General features: G+C 53.1%; 8 protein-coding genes. 4 read left to right on the plus strand and 4 right to left on the minus strand.

What is annotated here, in order from left to right; all coding sequences use genetic code 11:
* Positions 1–12: 12 nt before the first annotated feature.
* Entirely contained in the window at positions 13–3,102 is a 3,090-nt protein-coding gene (locus LOC67_RS19840) for a secretin N-terminal domain-containing protein (protein WP_230264496.1), read from the minus strand.
* Positions 3,103–3,353: 251 nt separating this feature from the next.
* Here LOC67_RS19840 and LOC67_RS19845 point away from each other — a divergent pair, with 251 nt between their 5' ends.
* Together LOC67_RS19845 and LOC67_RS19850 are read left to right on the plus strand one after the other, a co-directional pair.
* The gene (locus LOC67_RS19845) at positions 3,354–4,541 is read left to right on the plus strand and encodes an LptF/LptG family permease (protein WP_230264498.1); all 1,188 of its coding nucleotides are present in this window, start codon (positions 3,354–3,356) and stop codon (positions 4,539–4,541) included.
* A gap of 184 nt (positions 4,542–4,725) precedes the next feature.
* Positions 4,726–6,057: a nucleotide sugar dehydrogenase gene (locus tag LOC67_RS19850; RefSeq protein ID WP_230264499.1), complete on the plus strand. Its 1,332-nt coding sequence runs from the start codon at positions 4,726–4,728 to the stop codon at positions 6,055–6,057.
* A gap of 105 nt (positions 6,058–6,162) precedes the next feature.
* On the opposite strand, the gene LOC67_RS19855 is transcribed toward LOC67_RS19850, so the two are convergent.
* Positions 6,163–6,426 carry a membrane or secreted protein gene (locus tag LOC67_RS19855; protein ID WP_230264500.1) on the minus strand — a complete coding sequence of 88 codons (264 nt, stop codon included), beginning with the start codon at positions 6,424–6,426 and terminating at the stop codon, positions 6,163–6,165.
* A gap of 354 nt (positions 6,427–6,780) precedes the next feature.
* On the opposite strand from LOC67_RS19855, the gene LOC67_RS19860 reads away from it, so the two are divergent.
* The gene (locus LOC67_RS19860) at positions 6,781–7,518 is read left to right on the plus strand and encodes an FHA domain-containing protein (protein ID WP_230264501.1); all 738 of its coding nucleotides are present in this window, start codon (positions 6,781–6,783) and stop codon (positions 7,516–7,518) included.
* Between the two features lie 281 nt (positions 7,519–7,799).
* On the opposite strand, the gene LOC67_RS19865 is transcribed toward LOC67_RS19860, so the two are convergent.
* The gene (locus tag LOC67_RS19865) at positions 7,800–9,512 is read right to left on the minus strand and encodes an NADPH-dependent assimilatory sulfite reductase hemoprotein subunit (protein WP_230264502.1); all 1,713 of its coding nucleotides are present in this window, start codon (positions 9,510–9,512) and stop codon (positions 7,800–7,802) included.
* A gap of 170 nt (positions 9,513–9,682) precedes the next feature.
* Between LOC67_RS19865 and folD the strand changes: the two genes are divergently transcribed.
* The gene (gene folD / locus LOC67_RS19870) at positions 9,683–10,567 is read left to right on the plus strand and encodes a bifunctional methylenetetrahydrofolate dehydrogenase/methenyltetrahydrofolate cyclohydrolase FolD (protein ID WP_230264503.1); all 885 of its coding nucleotides are present in this window, start codon (positions 9,683–9,685) and stop codon (positions 10,565–10,567) included.
* A gap of 233 nt (positions 10,568–10,800) precedes the next feature.
* On the opposite strand, the gene LOC67_RS19875 is transcribed toward folD, so the two are convergent.
* On the minus strand, positions 10,801–18,084 hold the full coding sequence (locus LOC67_RS19875) for a hypothetical protein (RefSeq protein ID WP_230264504.1): 7,284 nt from the start codon (positions 18,082–18,084) through the stop codon (positions 10,801–10,803).

The raw sequence follows: 18,084 nt of genomic DNA on the forward strand, positions 1-18,084 counted from the left end.
CACGTTCATTGGTTAACCGGGGGCACCGAACGCGTTGGCAGGGCCACGGCGTCGGTTGCCGTTCCGATTGGGAGAGTTCGGAGCCTGCACGTTACCAGGCTGAATCGGTTGACCCGGCTGATTGGCATCCGGGCCAGGTTGCGATGGGGTGATCCTGCTGCCGAACGCTTGTAGGACCTTTTCGATCGCTTCATCGCTGGTTTTACCCGAGACCGAGATGATTTGCATGTCGCCGGCAGGTTTTGCGGCCATGTCCAATTGATTGATCATGTCGACGACAAGTTCGAGTAGAGGTTCACCTTCGGCGCTGACTAGCAAGGTGTTGCCGATCGCATCGACACCCATCGACAGCTTGCCTTTGAACGAAAAGTCTACGTCTCCACCATCGCGTCCGTTCTCACTGTCGACCAAGCCGCTTCCCTGTTGGCGGTCCCGTCCTGATGATTTTGATGCACCTGGACCGCTTTGGCCTGGCTGATTTCCACCGCCTCCGTTTCCACCGCGGTTGAAGGTTTTATCGTTGCTGCTGAGCAGGTCGCGATACGCTTCTTTTACAGTCTCAGCGATACTTGAAGCACTTCCGTATTCGACTTTTACCAACTTGGTATAACGCATGCGGCGTTTGTTTGCCGGTTCGGCGACGTCCCACAGTTTGATTAGTTCGGCAATGGTTTTCAGCTGCGAGGAAGTGGCTCCGCTGACAACAATCGTGTTGGTATCGGGGTCATAAACAAACCGCAGCTTGTTTGCTTTACCGAGCCCTGAAGGACTGTCATCGTTTTGCTGATCGAAACCATAGATCCAGCGATAGAAACCGTTGTTGGAATCTTCGTCCTCTTCTTCTTCGAAGTACTCTTCCAGGTTCAGTTGAACGTATCCCGCTGACTGGTGTTTGATCTTGAAGACGTGGTAAGGGCGTTTAGGTGGAGCGAATTGCAGCATCAAGTTCTCGAGGCGATCGAGAGCTTTGGGATCCGACCCGACAATGACTAGGTTGCCATCTTCGTCCAGTTCAATGCTGATACCGGTGCCGGGTTCGACATCTGAGGACTCGGCCGCATTACCCTCTGCATTGCGTTGGATTTGATCTGAGTTCTGGAATAGGCGATCAAAATCTGCCGAGGATTGGACCTGCGATCGTATTTTAGGCGAGTCTGCATTGGTGTCGCCTTCGGCATCACTTTCGCCGTTGTCGCCGGATTGATTCGCGACTTGGGTCCGCGTCAACATCACGATCGAAACGTCCGCCGAAGCATTGCGAGATGAAGCTTCTAGGTCATCGGTCTTGGGCGCAGGCGTATCGTTGTCGGTCGAATCATCGTCATCCGATTCAGTTGTTGTAGAATCGGCTGGAGAGTCGTCGATGATCGGATCGACAAATTCGTCTGCGTTCGGAAGCTCAAGAGGCGTGTTCGATATTTGCGACCATTGTTGCTGCAGCCGAAGCAAGTATTCGTAGGTTTCTGGTGCGGACGACGCGTCGATTCGCCGAACCATGCTTTGGCTTCCACCGGGCGGCGGCAGCTCACCGAGTTTGACTAGCAGGTTTCGGACCTGTTCCATTTCGGACTCATTTGCCCACAGTAAAACTTGGCGGTAGCGGGCATTGGCAGCGACTCGAAACTGATCCTTGTCCTTCTTGTCATCGTTGTTTCCGCCGAAACCGTAATAGAAGTATCGCCGCGAGTTATTGTTGTCATCTTCGTCTTTGTCTTTGCCCATTAAAAACGAAATTGACTCGGCAACTTCGGTCGCGTCCAATCGTCGGAGTTGCAGGACTTCGAACGAACGTCCGCTACCGTCAAGCCGTTTGATGAGCCGTTCGATGATGTAGCGATCCGCAGCCGAGCCCGAAACGATCAAAGCATGATTGTTATCGTCCGCTTGGATTTGCGTAGCCGGTTCCAAGACATTCATTTGCGAAATGATTTCAATCAGCTTGTCGGGCGAGATTGAATACAGGCGAAACACATCGACTCGCGATTCGACATCCGACAAGGAATTGATTCCCTGGCCGGGGACATCGATGCGGGTGAGAAATTCGGTTGCCACCGCAATTCGATCGACCGGTGCGCGGATGAAGACCGAATTCTGTCGGGTGTTGGCGACAATCGAAATGTCAGGGGCTTTGCTTGCCGCCGGCTGTTGACCTCCGTTTTGACGTGCCATCTGTTGCATCATCTGCATCTGCTGCGGCGTCATCGGCGCCGCTTGTTTCTTCTCGACTCCCAGGAATTCTTCCAGCATCTTTTTGGCTACTTCGGCTGGAATGTGCCGCAGTTTAAATTCCGGGGCGAGTGCTTCACGGCTCGACTCATTTCGCTCTTGTGACAAGAGCCTAGCGATCTGTTGCAGGTTGATCGCCGCATCCATTGCTTCGAGTCGATTGGTTGTCGTTAATGCGGTGAGCTGACCGTTGCCACTGACCATCGGCTTAAGTTCTTCAGCCATCTTCTGGCTCGAAAGCCAACCCGTTTCCAGTGATACCCGCACGAACTTGTGTGGGGAAAGGTTTTCAAGGTCCGCTTCTGCGACACGTGGCACCATCGCTGGGTTGATCCCCTGTGTTTTCGCGACAGTGATCCCTCCAGGCATTTCCAGCAAGGTGTAGCCGCGTGCCAGCAAGTGGCGATTAAATAAGTCCTTGGTCTGTTCGACGGTGTAGCGACCCGGCGATCGCAAATTGACGCGGTCACCAGGAAGTTCCTGCCAGTCGAGCGGCTGGTCGGCGATTTGCGCGAGCCATTGAACCAAGTCGACCCAAGGCTGGTTCCGAAACTGGAACGCGACACGACCGTCCTCACCTACCGTCGCTTTAAGTTCCTGCGGATTGGCATCGCCAACTTTCTGATCGCCACGACGAATGATCTTTGGTTCTGGCGGTTCCTCTTTCTTATCTCCACCCGGAGCTGGGGCATTACCGTTTTCGCCGGGCTTTTGATTTGGATTTGGCGGCTGTGCTGGCTGTGGGCCAGTCGGCGTTGCTCCCGGTGGAACGACTGCGACCGGTTTTCCTCCTGGTCCAACCGCCATCACCGCTTGGGAATAAGCGGATCCAGAGGCAAGGCAGAGTGAGCCGATGAGGACAGCAAGGATTCGCATACCGAAATAAATGGCTCGGGAGGACGCTTGGGTTTTATGGAGAACACCCCGCCAGTATGGCCAGCTGGAAGGGTGTCGTCCAATCATTCAATCAAGGTAGACGATCCAAGATAGACGTTGTGTCTCTTTTTCGGGGCGATTTGGGTGATTTTTCACCAAAAAATCGCACTATCTGTCCGCTCCAGAGCTTTGCTAATTTCCCCACGGAAAACCAAGTGGACTGCATCGTCGAGTGACGCCCTGGACTAAGGATGCCAACCCGGCTTACCCGTTACATTTTGGCGGAAATCCTGAAGATTTTCGTCGTCGCGCTGATCGCACTGACGCTTCTGATCTTGTTGATCGGCGTCGGTCGGACGCTGTTGCGCGAAGGGTTGGGCCCTTTGGCAATCGTCCAGCTTTTGCCGTACCTGTTGCCGCTGTCATTGCAGTTCGCCTTTCCAGCGACAGCACTTTTTGCCGTTTCGTGTGTCTACGGACGGATGGCGGGTGATGGTGAGGTTTCCACGGTGAAGGCATCGGGGATTTCACCGCTGCGGATTCTGCAGCCAGCGTTTATCTTCGCGTTCTTGCTCAGCCCTTTCGCCGTCTATATCAGTGATTTGGCGGTATCCTGGGGGCGCCCTGGGATGAACCGAGTCGTCATGCTTTCGATTGAAGACATTGTGTATCGAAAGATGCGCAGTCAGCATTCGTACACCGATGACGGTTTCTCGATCCATGTGCGAGACGTCAAAGGGAAGATTCTCGAGTATCCGACGGTGACCATCCATAGTGGTGGCGTGCCGATGAAGTTCGAGGCTCGCGAAGGTCAGTTGTCATTGGACGTCGAAAGCGAGCAGTTGATGCTAAAGCTGGTCGATAGCCGCTGGGTGCGGGGCGACTCCCTTCAGATTATTGCCAACGGTCCGACGGAAGTTCCGATCCCGTTGTCTGAATCGCCGCAGGCGAAAGATCAGGAATCGACTCGCCCAGGCGATTTGCCGCTCTGCGTGATCAACGACGAGCGATTGCGACAGGATGCGCGAACGCACGAGGCGGCGGGTGAGCTTGCTGCCCAAACCAGTTTTTCGATTCTGACCAGTCGTTACGAAGAGATCGCCGACACCAAAGGACGCGATAGGCGGGCCGAACTGGATTCTTGTCGGCGTCGACTAATGCGATTGAAAATTGCGCCTTGGCGGCGATGGGCCGAGGGATTCAGCTGCTTTTTCTTCGTTTTGATCGGTGCCCCGCTGGCCATGATTTCAAGAACCAGCGACTACTGGACAACGTTTGGGCGGTGTTTTTTGCCAACCCTGCTGATGTACTACCCCCTGTTCATCCTGGGGCTCAACCAGGCAAAGGACGGCATGATCCCTCCCTATGGGGTCTGGCTGGGGAATGTAGCACTTGGCGCGATCGGAATGATTTTGGTGAATCGAGTCCGACGCTACTGAGCAAGTTGTCTGTCGCACCAGCTAGCGACAAACCGTTCTGAGAATAAACTGCGCGTTTCAGACCTCGCGATCGATCGTAATCTCCAGAGCTGGGTGTCTGAATTTCGGGGTATCTGCCGCGAGTTTTTGCCGCTGCTTTTCCGACGTCTTGTCTCTATTTCAACCGCACCATCAATTGCCTGCTATGACGAGTGCCGCAAGCCAATCATTTGTAAAAGCCGTCGAAGATCGCACCTGCAAGGTCGGCGTTATCGGGCTCGGCTATGTCGGTTTACCGCTGATTGACGCATTTATCAACGCGGGGTTCAGCTGCTTTGGTTTCGACGTTGATGCAAAGAAAGTCGACTCGTTGCTGGATGGGAAAAGCTACATCAAACACATCGGCGATGACAAAATCCAAGCTTGGCTCACGAAAGAGAAATTCGAGGCGAGTTCGGACATGTCACGATTGTCCGAACCTGATGTTCTGCTGATTTGCGTGCCGACACCTCTAGATTCGGCTCGCGATCCCGATCTGTCGTATGTGGTGGGTACCTGCGAATCAATCAGCAAGGCTCTTCGCAAAGGCCAATTGGTCGTTCTGGAAAGCACGACTTACCCGACAACGACTCGGGACGTCATGGTGCCGATTCTAGAGCAAAGTGGACTCACTGCCGGGCAAGATTTCTTTGTTGCCTACAGCCCGGAACGTGAAGATCCCGGCAACCCTGATTTCTCCGCTGCAGGCATTCCTAAGGTTGTCGGTGCTTTAAACGAAGATAGCCAAGCATGTGCTGCAGCGCTCTATGGCGCAGCTGTTGCCGGTGTGATTCCGGTAGGCAACTGTGAAATCGCAGAAGCAGCGAAAGTGCTGGAGAATATCTACCGAGCGGTCAACATTGCGTTGGTTAATGAGTTGAAAACACTCTTTGACAAGATGGACATCGATGTCTGGGATGTGATTAACGCCGCGAAGACAAAGCCATTCGGTTTTCAGGCGTTTTATCCCGGCCCCGGTTTGGGCGGTCACTGTATTCCGATCGACCCGTTCTACTTGTCATGGCTAGCTCGTAAGCAAGGCAGTACCGCCCGTTTCATCGAATTGGCTGGTGAAGTCAATCGATCGATGCCCACGTACGTCGTTTCGCGTACGGCGGAGTTTCTTAATGAATTCCGAAAGCCGATCAATGGCAGCAAGATTTGCTTGCTTGGAATGGCATACAAGAAAGACGTCGATGATCCACGTGAAAGCCCATCATTTGAATTGATGGAGTTGTTGTTGGAGCAAGGTGCAGAACTGAGTTACAGCGATCCACATGTTCCGTCGCTACCTCCAATGCGTCACTATGATCTGCCTGCGATGAACAGTCAGGAACTCACCGATGGGTTTCTCGCTAGCCAAGACGCTGTGTTAATCGCAACCGATCACTCCGCGTTTGACTATGACCAGATCGTCAAGCATAGCACTTTGGTCATCGATACTCGAAACGCGACGCAGGGTGTCAGCGACGGGCGCGAAAAAATCCGCAAGTGTTAGATGCTGAGCCGGTTTTATTTTCAGCGGCAGCCTTCGCGTCGGATGTAAAAAGCATCCAGCGCGTCAACGATCAGCCATTCCCTTGCGTGTTTTGAAAGCCGGTTTCTATGGCATCAGCCAAGGCGAAACCTGGTTTTTCATTTGGTTCCGAACCGGTAACGCGATCGGATTTTGGTAGTCCGGTGGGCGCATCGATTTGTCATCGGGTCCAATGTCTGGCAGCGGGAACGGGTCATGGATAACAGCATTGGCCTGTTGATAATTCATCGGACCCGGTGGTGCGATCCAGCCGCGTTGGACGGCCGTTTGGCAACCTGGTGCGACGACTAGCAGTGAGCACAGCGTCAGAGCGATTGGTGTTTTCTTCATCGATCGATTGTGTGTTGCCGCCGCCGAACCGTGATTGCCTTCTTGATGAATCTCACCGTAGCAAAATCGAGCGTTCTGTGTGTAGTCCGTTTTCGGTAGTCGCGATCTGGTCAGATGTTATCGAAGAGCCTGTGAGCTGCTGTGCGGATGCTCAGCAGACGCAGCAGCATTAGCCGTTCTTTGTGCATGATTTCGCGTGTGCGGAGTGAAGTCCCCCCGCGGTCAGTCCGCCTAGACTTTCACCGAACGAACATCAAAGCTGGCTTGTTTCTTAAGCGAACGTTCACGACGGTTCCCTATATTCCTCTGCATTCTCAATAACGGAACGAATTAACTCTGCACCGGTATTGCAGCTTGCTAAAGATCTCCTTGCTACAGACGAATGGTTCTCGAAAGGGCACGCGTTATCGTGTCGCCGGTTCGCCATTCCTTATCGGTCGAAACGACGAATGCGATTTGACCCTGGCATCGCGTACGGTCAGTCGCAAGCACTGCATGATTGTTTTTGACAGTTCCAGTGTCTTGGTCAAAGACTTGAAAAGCCGCAACGGAACCCAGGTAGGCGGATCCACCGCTTCACCTGACACTCCGGTGCAACTGTCCCACCATGGTGAGCTTCAAGTGGGGAAGTATTCGTTTCGTATATCGATACGTGACGCCACAACGAATGAGCCGTACCGCCCTTCGCTGATTGATCTATCAACTCTTTCGGGAGTCGATGGGGATGCTGGGGTGGAGACGCAGGAGGCGCAGCGGCTGATTAGCGAACTGGATGACTTGGCATCCAAGCTCGAACGTGCCGAACCAACCGCCCTCGGTGTGGGAATTCAATCTGCTGGTGGCTCCATCAATGAAGCCTCACAAACGAATGCGGATCGTACTTCTACTGAAGAAGCTTCAACGGAGATGCTGAGCAGGGCCATGGAAAACAGTGGCACAGAAGACAGCGTCGCCGATCGAAAGGACGCTGGTGACGAAGAGACGATCGAAGAGCAAGGTCCAAAGAAGCTTCCAGAGCACCTTCGTCCCAAGGCTCCTCGCGATAGTAAGGATGCGGCTGCGGTAGCCCTTCGAAATCTCTTTGTTCGCTAGTGCTTCGTTCCAAATCGATTTTAGGATTAGCCGTATGGCGTTAGCCACGGTTTCAGTGCAATAACCGCGGCTAACGCCCGTCGGCTGATGACCCGAACCCGTATTTTTATATGGAACGAAGCATTAGCCTGCTTCTCAGATCAGTTTGTTTGCTCTGGAAGAGGCGCATGGGACATGCACGAATTAAAACAGGGACGCGGTATTCCACGTCCCTGTCAGTACATTCATTGAATTGATGAAATCAGCGAGATTGCGTATCTCGGTTGATTCAGTTGGTGAAACTAGGCTGATTCAGCAGCCGCTGTCATTTCAAGTAGGACGTCTTTACCGATCCGATCGCAGAACTCGCCAAGCGACTCACCATCGTTGCGGTTCGTCTTAAACACTTTGGCGACACTGACGATTTCGTTGACGATATCGTCGGACGGAACCAAGTCTTTATAGATATAAGCGAGTCGGTTACCGAGCCAGCCGCCGCCGAGGTAAAGCGTGTACTTGTCCTTGGCTTTTCCAACCAACGCGATATCAGCGTTGTATGGGCGTGCGCAACCGTTTGGGCAACCCGTCATACGAATGGTGAATCGCTCGCTATCGAGTCCAAGCTTGGCGAGAGGTTGTTCCAGGTCATCGATCAAGCTTGGTAGGCGACGTTCGCTTTCGGTGATCGCTAAGCCGCAGGTTGGCAGTGCGACGCAGGCCATCGACCAGCGACGAACGGTGCTCGTTTCTTCGGTTGTTGGTGCACCGTATTTCTTGACGATCGCGATCAGCTTGTCTTTGTCGGCTTCTTGGATGTCGGTGAAAATGATGCTTTGGTAGCCCGTCATTCGCAATTCGGTGCCGAATGTCTCGCAAATTTCACGCATCATCTTTTTGAGTTGAATCTGGTCGTTGTCATAAAGCCGACCATTTTCGATGCTCAACCCATAGGACCACTTTCCGTCGCCCTGTTCTTGCCAACCCATGTGATCGTCAACGCCGGTCACGTCGTCTTCGGCGCAGTCTTTCAATTGGGCGCCGAAGTACTCTTCGACGGCGCGGCGGAATTTTTCGATTCCCCATTTATCGACAAGGTACTTCATCCGTGCGACTTTTCGGTCGGCGCGATTGCCGTAGTCGCGTTGGACTTTAATGATCGCTTTGGCTACATCGATCACTTGATCTGGCGTACAGAAAGCCATGCGTTTGGCGAGCGCCGGATATGTCTTTTTCAATGCTGGCGTCGTGCCCATTCCACCGCCAACGAGTACGTTGTAGCCGATGATTTCGCCATCACGGACGACAGCCAGATATCCCAAGTCCTGGGTGTAGATATCGATGCAATTGTCTTCGGGCAATGCGATGCCCATTTTAAATTTCCGCGGCAGGTAACGCGGACCATAAAGCGGCTCGATGACTGGACCGCCGCCTTCTAGAGTTTTCTCGCCAGTTTCGGGGTCGGTGACCCACAGTTCATGGTAGGCGGGGGTTTCAGGAGCAAGGGCGACGGTCAGTTCGTCCGTCATTTTTTCCATTTGCTCATGAATGCCGCCAACCCGTTTGGCTGGGCAGCACATGATGTTTCGGTTGACGTCGCCACATGCGGCAAGCGTCGACAGTTCCATCTCATTGATTCGATTGATGGTTTCCCGAAGGTCTTTTTTCAGGATGCCGTGCAGCTGCAAAGTCTGACGCGTGGTGATTTTTAGCGTCGAATTGCCAAGCTCATCGCAAAGATCCAGCTGAGCCAACATTTGGGAACTGGTGATGCGTCCGCCTGGAATTCGGCAGCGAACCATCATCGAAAATGCCTTCCCACCGCCCTGTTTTTTCAGCTCCGCTCGTTTATCACGATCGTCTTGCTGATAAGTCCCGTGAAACTTCAGTAGCTGAAGATCGTCTTTGTTAAAGTGATCGGAATCGGCTGCCAACTCTTCGCCGATCGAGCCACGCAAAAACTGGCTCTCTTCTTTGATCTTTTCAACGGGGCTAAGCTTTGACGCTTCGGTAGACATCGAGTGAAAAATCCTGTGTGATAACGACTGGCGGTTCGACAGTCGGTCGACTGTGAATCTGAGCAAACTATAACGGGCGCACCGCATCTTCACTATGGCGATGTCACCTTCGGCAAAATGGTTTTTTGCAGTATCGGTGCGACAGGAAAAGTATGAACGAGGCTGGCACGATGGCAGAAAGGCTGGATGGAAAGAAAGTCGCGGCAGAAATCCGCGCCGAAGTTGCTGCGGAAGTGGAGCAATTTGTCGCAAATGGGGCTCAACCACCGTGTTTGGCTGCCGTTCTTGTTGGTGAAGACCCGGCAAGTCAGGTTTATGTTCGCAACAAAGCTCGGGCGTGCGAAAAAGCTGGGATCGAAGGTAGGACACACCGTTTGCCAGCTGATGCAGGACAGAAAGAGCTGCTTGCAGTCGTCAACAGCCTGAACACTGATAAGGCCGTGAACGGGATTTTGGTGCAGCTACCGCTGCCATCCGGTCATGGGTACGACGAGCGAGAGATTCTTGACGCGGTAGACCCGCTGAAGGATGTCGACGCATTCTCCCCGATCAATGTCGGATTTTTGATGCAGGGCCGCCCGCGTTTCCTGCCTTGCACCCCCCACGGGATCGTGCAGCTATTGCACCGATACAAGATTTCCACATCGGGGAAAAAGGTTTGCGTGGTTGGGCGTAGCGACATTGTCGGTAAACCGATGGCGATGATGTTGGCTCAGAAATCAGGTTCCTGCGGGCCGGACGTTGCCAACGCTACTGTGACGCTTGCTCACAGCCGTACCGATGACTTGGCCAGTACTTGCCGAGACGCTGACATCTTGATTGCCGCTGTCGGAAGACCGGAAATGATCACTGCCGAGATGATCAAACCCGGTGCTGTTGTGATCGACGTTGGGATTAACCGAGTTGGTGACAAGCTGGTTGGAGACGTGGACTTTGCTGGTGCCATCGAAGTCGCTTCCGCGATCACGCCGGTTCCAGGAGGAGTCGGACCGTTGACGATCGCAATGCTTCTGCACAACACGTTGCTGGCGGCAAAGCTTCAGGCACAAGCTTAACGCGAAGCGGTTCAGCTAGCGGTCTCCGTCGACCACGGCAGATCGCTTCAAACCACGCGTCTTTTCAGAAGTAACGCTAGTGGTTCGTTCCAGCTCGATTTTAGGATTCGCCGTATGGCGTTAGCCACGGTTTCAGTGCAGTAACCGGGGCGTTAACGCCCGTCGGCTGATGACCCGAACCCGTATTTTCATATGGAACGAAGCACTAGCGGATGCTTCATCCCGTGTTTTACCTATCCGCGTGAATGATCTCTCGACATCGCTTTCGATGGTGATGCGATTCGCGGGCGTTTAGAAAAATACCGCAAGGCTGGGGCGGAGACGGCGACCAGTAAAATTGCGACAGGGACTGGAAACGGCACAAAGAAACAGCCCAACAAGGCAATCGCGACGAGCCATGTCGTTGGATGTTCAAGCCAATAGCGGTACCGGCCGCGAAATGGCCAAAGCAGAATGATTGCCAGCGCAAAAGTGATCAACGTGATGATGTTGAACAGCCCCCTCTGTAAGCCATCGTGTTTAGCGAACCGCTGCTTCAGAACTGGTAGATCATCAAGAGATTTCAGCCGACGTGTTTCGAGACGTTCATAGTCACGGAACCGAATGGGCGAAAGCAGTGGCTTGGGCAATTCGGTTTCTGGTGTCAGGAAACGTCCTGCAAAAGTTAGTAAACGTCGATCGAGTTCTGTCCAACGCGGGTCGACTCGTTCCGGTGTCACTGTCGGGACAGACTCGACCGGGATCGATGCTTCATCGGTTGCACTTTCGGATTCGGACTCCTCAGGTGTCGAAGTCTTGTCTGCTGTGTCGGCCTTCGGTTTGTCTGATTGCAAATTGGAATCGAATCGATGTCCTGCAAGCGTCGCAATGGATTCGTAACGGGCGACCCATGGCAGTAACCATTGCGATATTTCTGCGTCGCTACGTTCGGCCAGTAAGTCGCGTGAACGCTCGATCGCCAAGACAACACTTTGTGCAAATGCGATCGCCATTTCATTGGGATCCGTTCCGATAGGATCGAATCCGCGACTCTCGTCTGCTTGCAGTGTTAGCACATGTGTTGAGTGAGCTGACGGTGCTTGATAAACGGATAGCCATTGTCGCCGCAGTGGAATTCCCACCGGGGCACATAGGTAGTCGCGTGTTTCCTTCTCCGTTGCGGTGATTTCAAGAAAAACCTCCAGCGATTGCGGAAGCCGACTATAGGCAAGCGGAATGACAAGGTTTTGTTTCGGGGAGGGGCTGACGGCGCTGGCATCGACAGGGGTGATGCTCTGCGGTGAAAAGTCAATTTCGCGACCACCGGCCCATACCCCAATACACTTTGCCGAACTCGGCAACGCCAGGACAACTTCTGTGCCTTGTTCGGGGAGGATGTCGAAACGTTGGAATACGATCGCTCGATCGCCGGTGAGAAATAACCTTGCGTCACAACATAGCGCGACCGGATCGATGGCGGCTTGTGACAGCGGTTCGAGCTGAATCGACCAGTTCTCTGCAACGATGTTGTACGCAGAATACATCGTTGGATCTTCGAGAATGTTGCCGAACAAAATCGGTAAAGTTGGGTCAAGCTGGGTTTCGCGAGCACCTCGTCGTCGCCAATCAATCGCCTCCGTCGTTAAACGTTGTGGTAGCAGGACGACACGGCGTCCGTCGACGTTTCCAAGTACCTTGATCTTGGGAACCGTCACGCGACCCTGATCACGGTTGTCTAATGTGCATGTCACCAAGACACGTCGTGTTTCAACACCACGGTCTTCGCTTTCGGATTCACCGAAATGAATTCTTGCGACGCTGACTACAGAATCGTTTGAATTGCGTACCGCCCAGACGTCTGCATCATCGACAATTACCGACCTAGCCCAGGCTCCGGGGATCTCAACGTCGACAAAGTCAGGTATTCGATTGGCTGGCAATTGTAAAAGTGTGTGACAGACCCATTGTCCATCGACATAACGCATCAATGAGGTCTGATTGCATTTCACCGACGCATCGCGAGGTTGCTTTCGCACTCGAAGATTACTTGGCAGCAACGATGTGTTTGACGAACTATCAAGCAGTTCTGAGACCGCCGTGGGGCTAAGTTCAAAAACTGGAATCTGTCCTGCCAGAAGTTCCTGTCGTCCGACGACGGGGCGATTTAGTACCAATGGTTGTGGCACATCGCCCACTTCAACTCGAACGCCGCTAGATCGTGTCACTTGGTAGTTGATCGTCGGGTTGATCGCGCCCAGTGCTTCAATTCGAGGCAATGCGACTTTGCCATCTGACGGAAGGTTTGCTTGGCAGACAAGCTTGATTTCCATCTGCCCATCGATCCTTCGATCGCCCAGTGAAACGACGATGTTACCGTTGGGAAGCTTCGTTTGTGACGAGATTGCAAGTGGTTCGCCATTGATCGATTGCCGTAGCAACTGAAATCCGGCAGGAATCGCCATCGAGATACGATTCGTTACCGGTCTTGGGTCGATAACGATCGCATTCAAAGTCAGAGTTAGTCGGTTGGTGTCAACATGCAAATGATGCTGCATCACCAACGAAGACTCTGCGTCACGATCTCGCCAAAGGGCGAATGATGGAAAGTCTGATTCGGCAACAAATGCTCTCGCCAATGGGCCGGAGTACCCGACCCAGCGATTCAAAAAGTCGTCGGAGCTGACCGCAACCGATGACGATGCCGACTCGGTGAGCCGGACCGATGGCGCGGACTCAATTCCGAACATCGTTTGCATCGATTGTGCCGAATTGGTCGCGACGACGTCAGGCACGGGAAGCAGTTTGCGGTCTTCTGTGGAAGTCGGGTCATTCAGCAGCGATGGTAAACGCCAGAACAATCGAACGGGGGCCGGTGCATCGGACTGTTTGATGAACTGATAAACCCCGACGGAGCTGATCAGAGTTTCTTCATCAAGTGGCCCTTCTGCACGAGCACGTTGGCTCAATTTCCAGGTCGTCGGATCTAGATTCGTCGGTGGCGGGCCGAGGATGGTCAGCGAAAGGCTTTGCCCACTTTCGATCGGAGTGATCGATTCGATTTCGCATTCAACAATCGTTGACTGAACCCCCGCGGCAATGCGATAGGTCCGACGCAGTGATTGCATACGTCCCGATTCGCCACGCCGCTCGCGATGGCATTTGATCAAAAGTTCGTTGATAGGTCCCAAGTCGGCTTCGTAGCGGCCTAGCTCGGGGCGAGTCAGTGTTTTTCCAAATGGCGTTCCGAGTGACTCGATCAAAATTTCACGTGGTGCTTCGACGATCAAGTTTGCCATGTGCACGATCGGTATCGGCAGCCGGATCGTGTGGGTTAAACCATCGGGTTCGTTAAGTGTAGTGGCTTCTGGATCCGTCTCCGAAGTTTCCGATGACTCCGAAGCGGCAGTGTCAGTGTTGGTAGAACCAGGTGGTGGACTTTTTTTGGCGATGGTGACATTGGGAATGAATGTCACACGCAGTCCGAATTGTCGGGCTCGCGGGATGTCCACAATGACGGATGTCGCATTGGATACGATGTATCGAGCAATTTGAGATTCGTCGCCATTGATCAATTCGATCCGTCGAATCGCATCCGAGCGAATCGGCAAAAGCAACTTTGTCGATTCACGGGCCGTTGTGATTTGATATTCGGCCTGAATCTCTGCTGTTAAATCGCGAGAGCTATCCCGTGATGGTTCAAGAATGACGCGATAGCTTGCTGCCTGGAATTGTGCTTCGACTGCAAGTTCCGAATTCACACGATCGCGAATCCGTTCGTAGTCGGACTTAGATAGGTAAACCTTGTCGCCGGTCGGATGATGGGTCTGATCCAGCGGAAGCAATAGCTCGATGGGGGCTTGGAAATCAGTTTTTGCAGCGTCGGCAGCTATCGCCTGAGCTGAAACCGTATTCGCCATCAGGCCGAATATCGTTCCGAATACCGCAATCCAAATCGAGAGCGTTAGTGAAAAGTCGGCACCCTCGTGAATTCTCGACTGATGGAACGATCCGTTTCCATGTTGTGTGATGTCATCATACGAATCCGATTTCGAAGGCTTTCGAGTGATGACGTGCAATAACCCGCCGAGAGCAAGTGGTACTGTTACCCAAATCAGGATTGGGAGCTGGTACTGCCAGAAAATCACAGCGCCGCTAGCCGACAAAACCATCGCGACAAACAGAACGTTCAAGCCTTTAGGGACGTACTTGCAAAGCATCCAGGAAAGCTGAACCAACGACAACGCGACCAGCCAACCGATGCCCAACGCAATATGCCGAGGCATGATCCAAAGGCCAACGCGTGAATCCAGAGAATGAGTCGATTCCGATTCCGGGTCTGTAGCACCGTTCTGAGACTGTGCCTGCAAATGCTCGATGTGCAATAGGAATGAGGTCGGGTCGACTTCGTATGCAGCTTGCTGTTCCAGCACGTGTCCTTCGATTTGCACATCGGGTGCCATGCACTGTCGTAACCAACCGCTGGACTGATGTCGTCGACGCATCGAGATCGCGACTCGGTCGGTCGGTAGCTCAGGATCGATCCAAATCCCATCAACGGATTGTTCAATCGCTGGAAATTTGCCATTCAGATTGATGGAGATCAGTTCGAGGTCATCGTCGTGAATGATATGGATCGGTTTGCGAGTTGAAAGCTCGGCAGACAGATACACCAAATCTTCCATTCGACCGCTGGCTGTGACCTCAATCGATTGCTTCCAGATCAAGCAGGTGCGTGAATCGGTATGCAGCCGCCGAATGGTCAATTCTGGACGCAGCGCGGGATCGTATCGCACGCGTTGGGAAAGATCACTTGGCTCATGCTCATCGTCGGTTTCAGGAATAAGGTCGTCTCCTGGAACCAGCAGAACGCCTTCGGGAACATTCATCACTTCCCATGGAGCCGACAAAAACAATTCAGCATTCTGACTGGTGTCGTCTCGGACGCTGGGCAATTGGATTGATAGTTGTTCCTGACCGGACGGCAAAAATCGCCGACCGACAAGTTCATAGTCGTTGAATTCGCGTCCATCGAGTCGAATGATGTATGTCCCCAACGGATCGCCATTGGGTGGCTGAATATCCGAGGGAGGCAAACTGACTGTTGCTGACTGATCTATCCGGCGCAACAGCCAATCAAAGGGCAGTGAATGTAATGTTCCCGTGAGGACTCCCAATTCTTTGATCGGCTGTGATGTCGCGGACCGAATCACGATCGTTTCAACGACACCGCCCGGTTCATTCGTCACGACATGCTTAAGCGAGACACCAATCGCGATGTCGATCGGTTCCAGCTCAAGCGCAGGAACTTGACCTGAATCGGATTGCAGCAAAATTGTTTCGGACGTCGGTTGAAGAAACGAGACCGCTTGTTCGTCCAGCGACTTCAATTCGACACGGTCTGCGATTAAAACCGAGTCACCGTTCCAGCGGCGACGTCCTGGTGCTTGGACTGCGATCACATGCGGAGTGATCGCGCCTCGTGGTCGTATGACCCACGAAGCAGGAAGACGTAAGTTTTCGCGATTGCCCAATAGGTTTCGTCGCGATGTGATTTCGATATCGAGTTCTGCCAGGCTCGCTTCAGATGGGGTTGGCCAGATCGAGAAGACTCGAGATTTCGGACCGACATTGATACGTCGACCCGACTGAATGATCCGCACCTCTTCGATGATCCAATCCTGATTGACATCAAACGTCATCGGCGAAAGATCAGCATCCAGCAATCGATAGTGAATGCGAGTGGTCGCCTTGATTGCCTGCACCGGTTGTTCGCTGACACGCATTCGTGTCCAAATATGGTCTGACGTACGATTGGTCTTTCGGATCAGTCCGATACTTGACCATGCTTGCGAGTCTGTCGATGCTTCTGAAGCCGGTACCGGACTGGTCGAGGGGCCTTCGCCGGTCAGAATCGTTTGGTTCTGATTGACGACTTGTTGAACCGACTGTTGCCATCCGATCGGGAGGTTCCACTTGGCGACTTCCAGAGGACCTGTAATGGTGACACGAGCCGTGGTCGTTGTCGGGCTCCAATAGACGTTTTCATCCATCGGTATTACCGAAGGGAGCGAACACATGCCATCGCCGAGGTTCCAATCGGAGTTCCCGGTGATCGTCAATGTCATTAATTCCGATGCCGCCTCATCGGTGCCAACACCAGATGAAACGCCTTCGGGAGATGGAGGCGATTCATTTTCTGGGAACTTTCCCGGAATCTGAATGCTGATGACCGCTTGGCCGTCGGTTCTTCGAATCACTTGAAATCTTGATTCGAGGAAATTCAAACGCACGTCTGACACTGAACCGACTGGACAACGGAATCGCAGCTCGTCACGGCGGACCGGCATTTCCAGCGAAAGGTGATGTGTCCACTTTGCACCACCGAGATCCACTTCGTACTGTTTGGATTCGCGACGAACGATTAAGGCATTGCTACTAGCTTCAGAGACGCGTTTTCTGGCAAACAATTCGATGCGATTTAAGCCTCCCGCTTCAAGGACGTACCAACGTATTTCGCCAGATCGTGTTTGAACGTCAGCATCCGGTGGCGGCCCTGGTCGTTCGACGAGAACACCTTGCCGTGATTCCAAGGTGACGTCACTGTCGACAGAGATTACCAGGCGTGATTGCGGACAACGCGGCAGACGAAGATCAAATTTTCGAACGGCTCCGACGTTTTCGCCACGCAAGGTCCAACCAAACTGTAGTTCTGATCGGCGGCTCGAAATCTGACTTGAGACTTCAGAGCTCTCTTCCGTCGCGGTGGATTCAGTGGCAGAGTTGTTCGTCGCTTTGTTGGCAACCTCACGACTTGGAATAACCGCGATCAGTTGGCCTTGCGCATCCGCTTCGAAACGTGATTGCGTGTTCGCTGACGTGGCGGCAGTGCCTCTGGATAACGGGCGACGAGGCGTGATTGCCAGATTCACACGTCCAAGATTTTGCCGAACGGTCTGTCCTGTCGGATGGTCAAATACCAGGACACTTCGATCGCTAAGTAAAAGCTGGTCATCAAGACGGACATCGTAAAACGAACTCAATAAACGAGCTTGGGTCTTGTTTTGATTCTGCTCGTCGATTTGCGATAACAGCTGTCGAAGCTCACCTAGCGCAACAGGAATAAAGTCCTGAGGGACGAGTCCAACTAACTGCGATTGATAGACACCGATAGGACGGAAGGGGCGGCCATCGAAATGATCGATCGGAAGAGTAACTCCGATCACTTCATTATCGGATGGCATGTCCTCGATCGATTCCTCCTGCTCTGGTATTTCCTGCTCTGGTATTTCCTGCTCTGGTATTTCCTGCTCTGGTATTTCCTTCGCCGGTGCGGGAGTCTCATCCATCCCTGTCGACTCGGCAGGTGTTTCTGCAGCAGGTTGGTCCGTGTTCGCTTCCGCTACCGAATCCGATGCTGATTCAGTCGATTGCGAGTCAGCACTGGGTGTCGTTGCGGTACTCTCCGCGGTGACCTCAGGCGGCGACTCGTTGTTGGCTTCTTGAGCGATCCCGATTGTTCCGATTAACAGCCAGAACAT

The sequence above is a fragment of the Stieleria sp. JC731 genome (genome assembly GCF_020966635.1).
In the GTDB taxonomy this organism is placed as follows: domain Bacteria; phylum Planctomycetota; class Planctomycetia; order Pirellulales; family Pirellulaceae; genus Stieleria.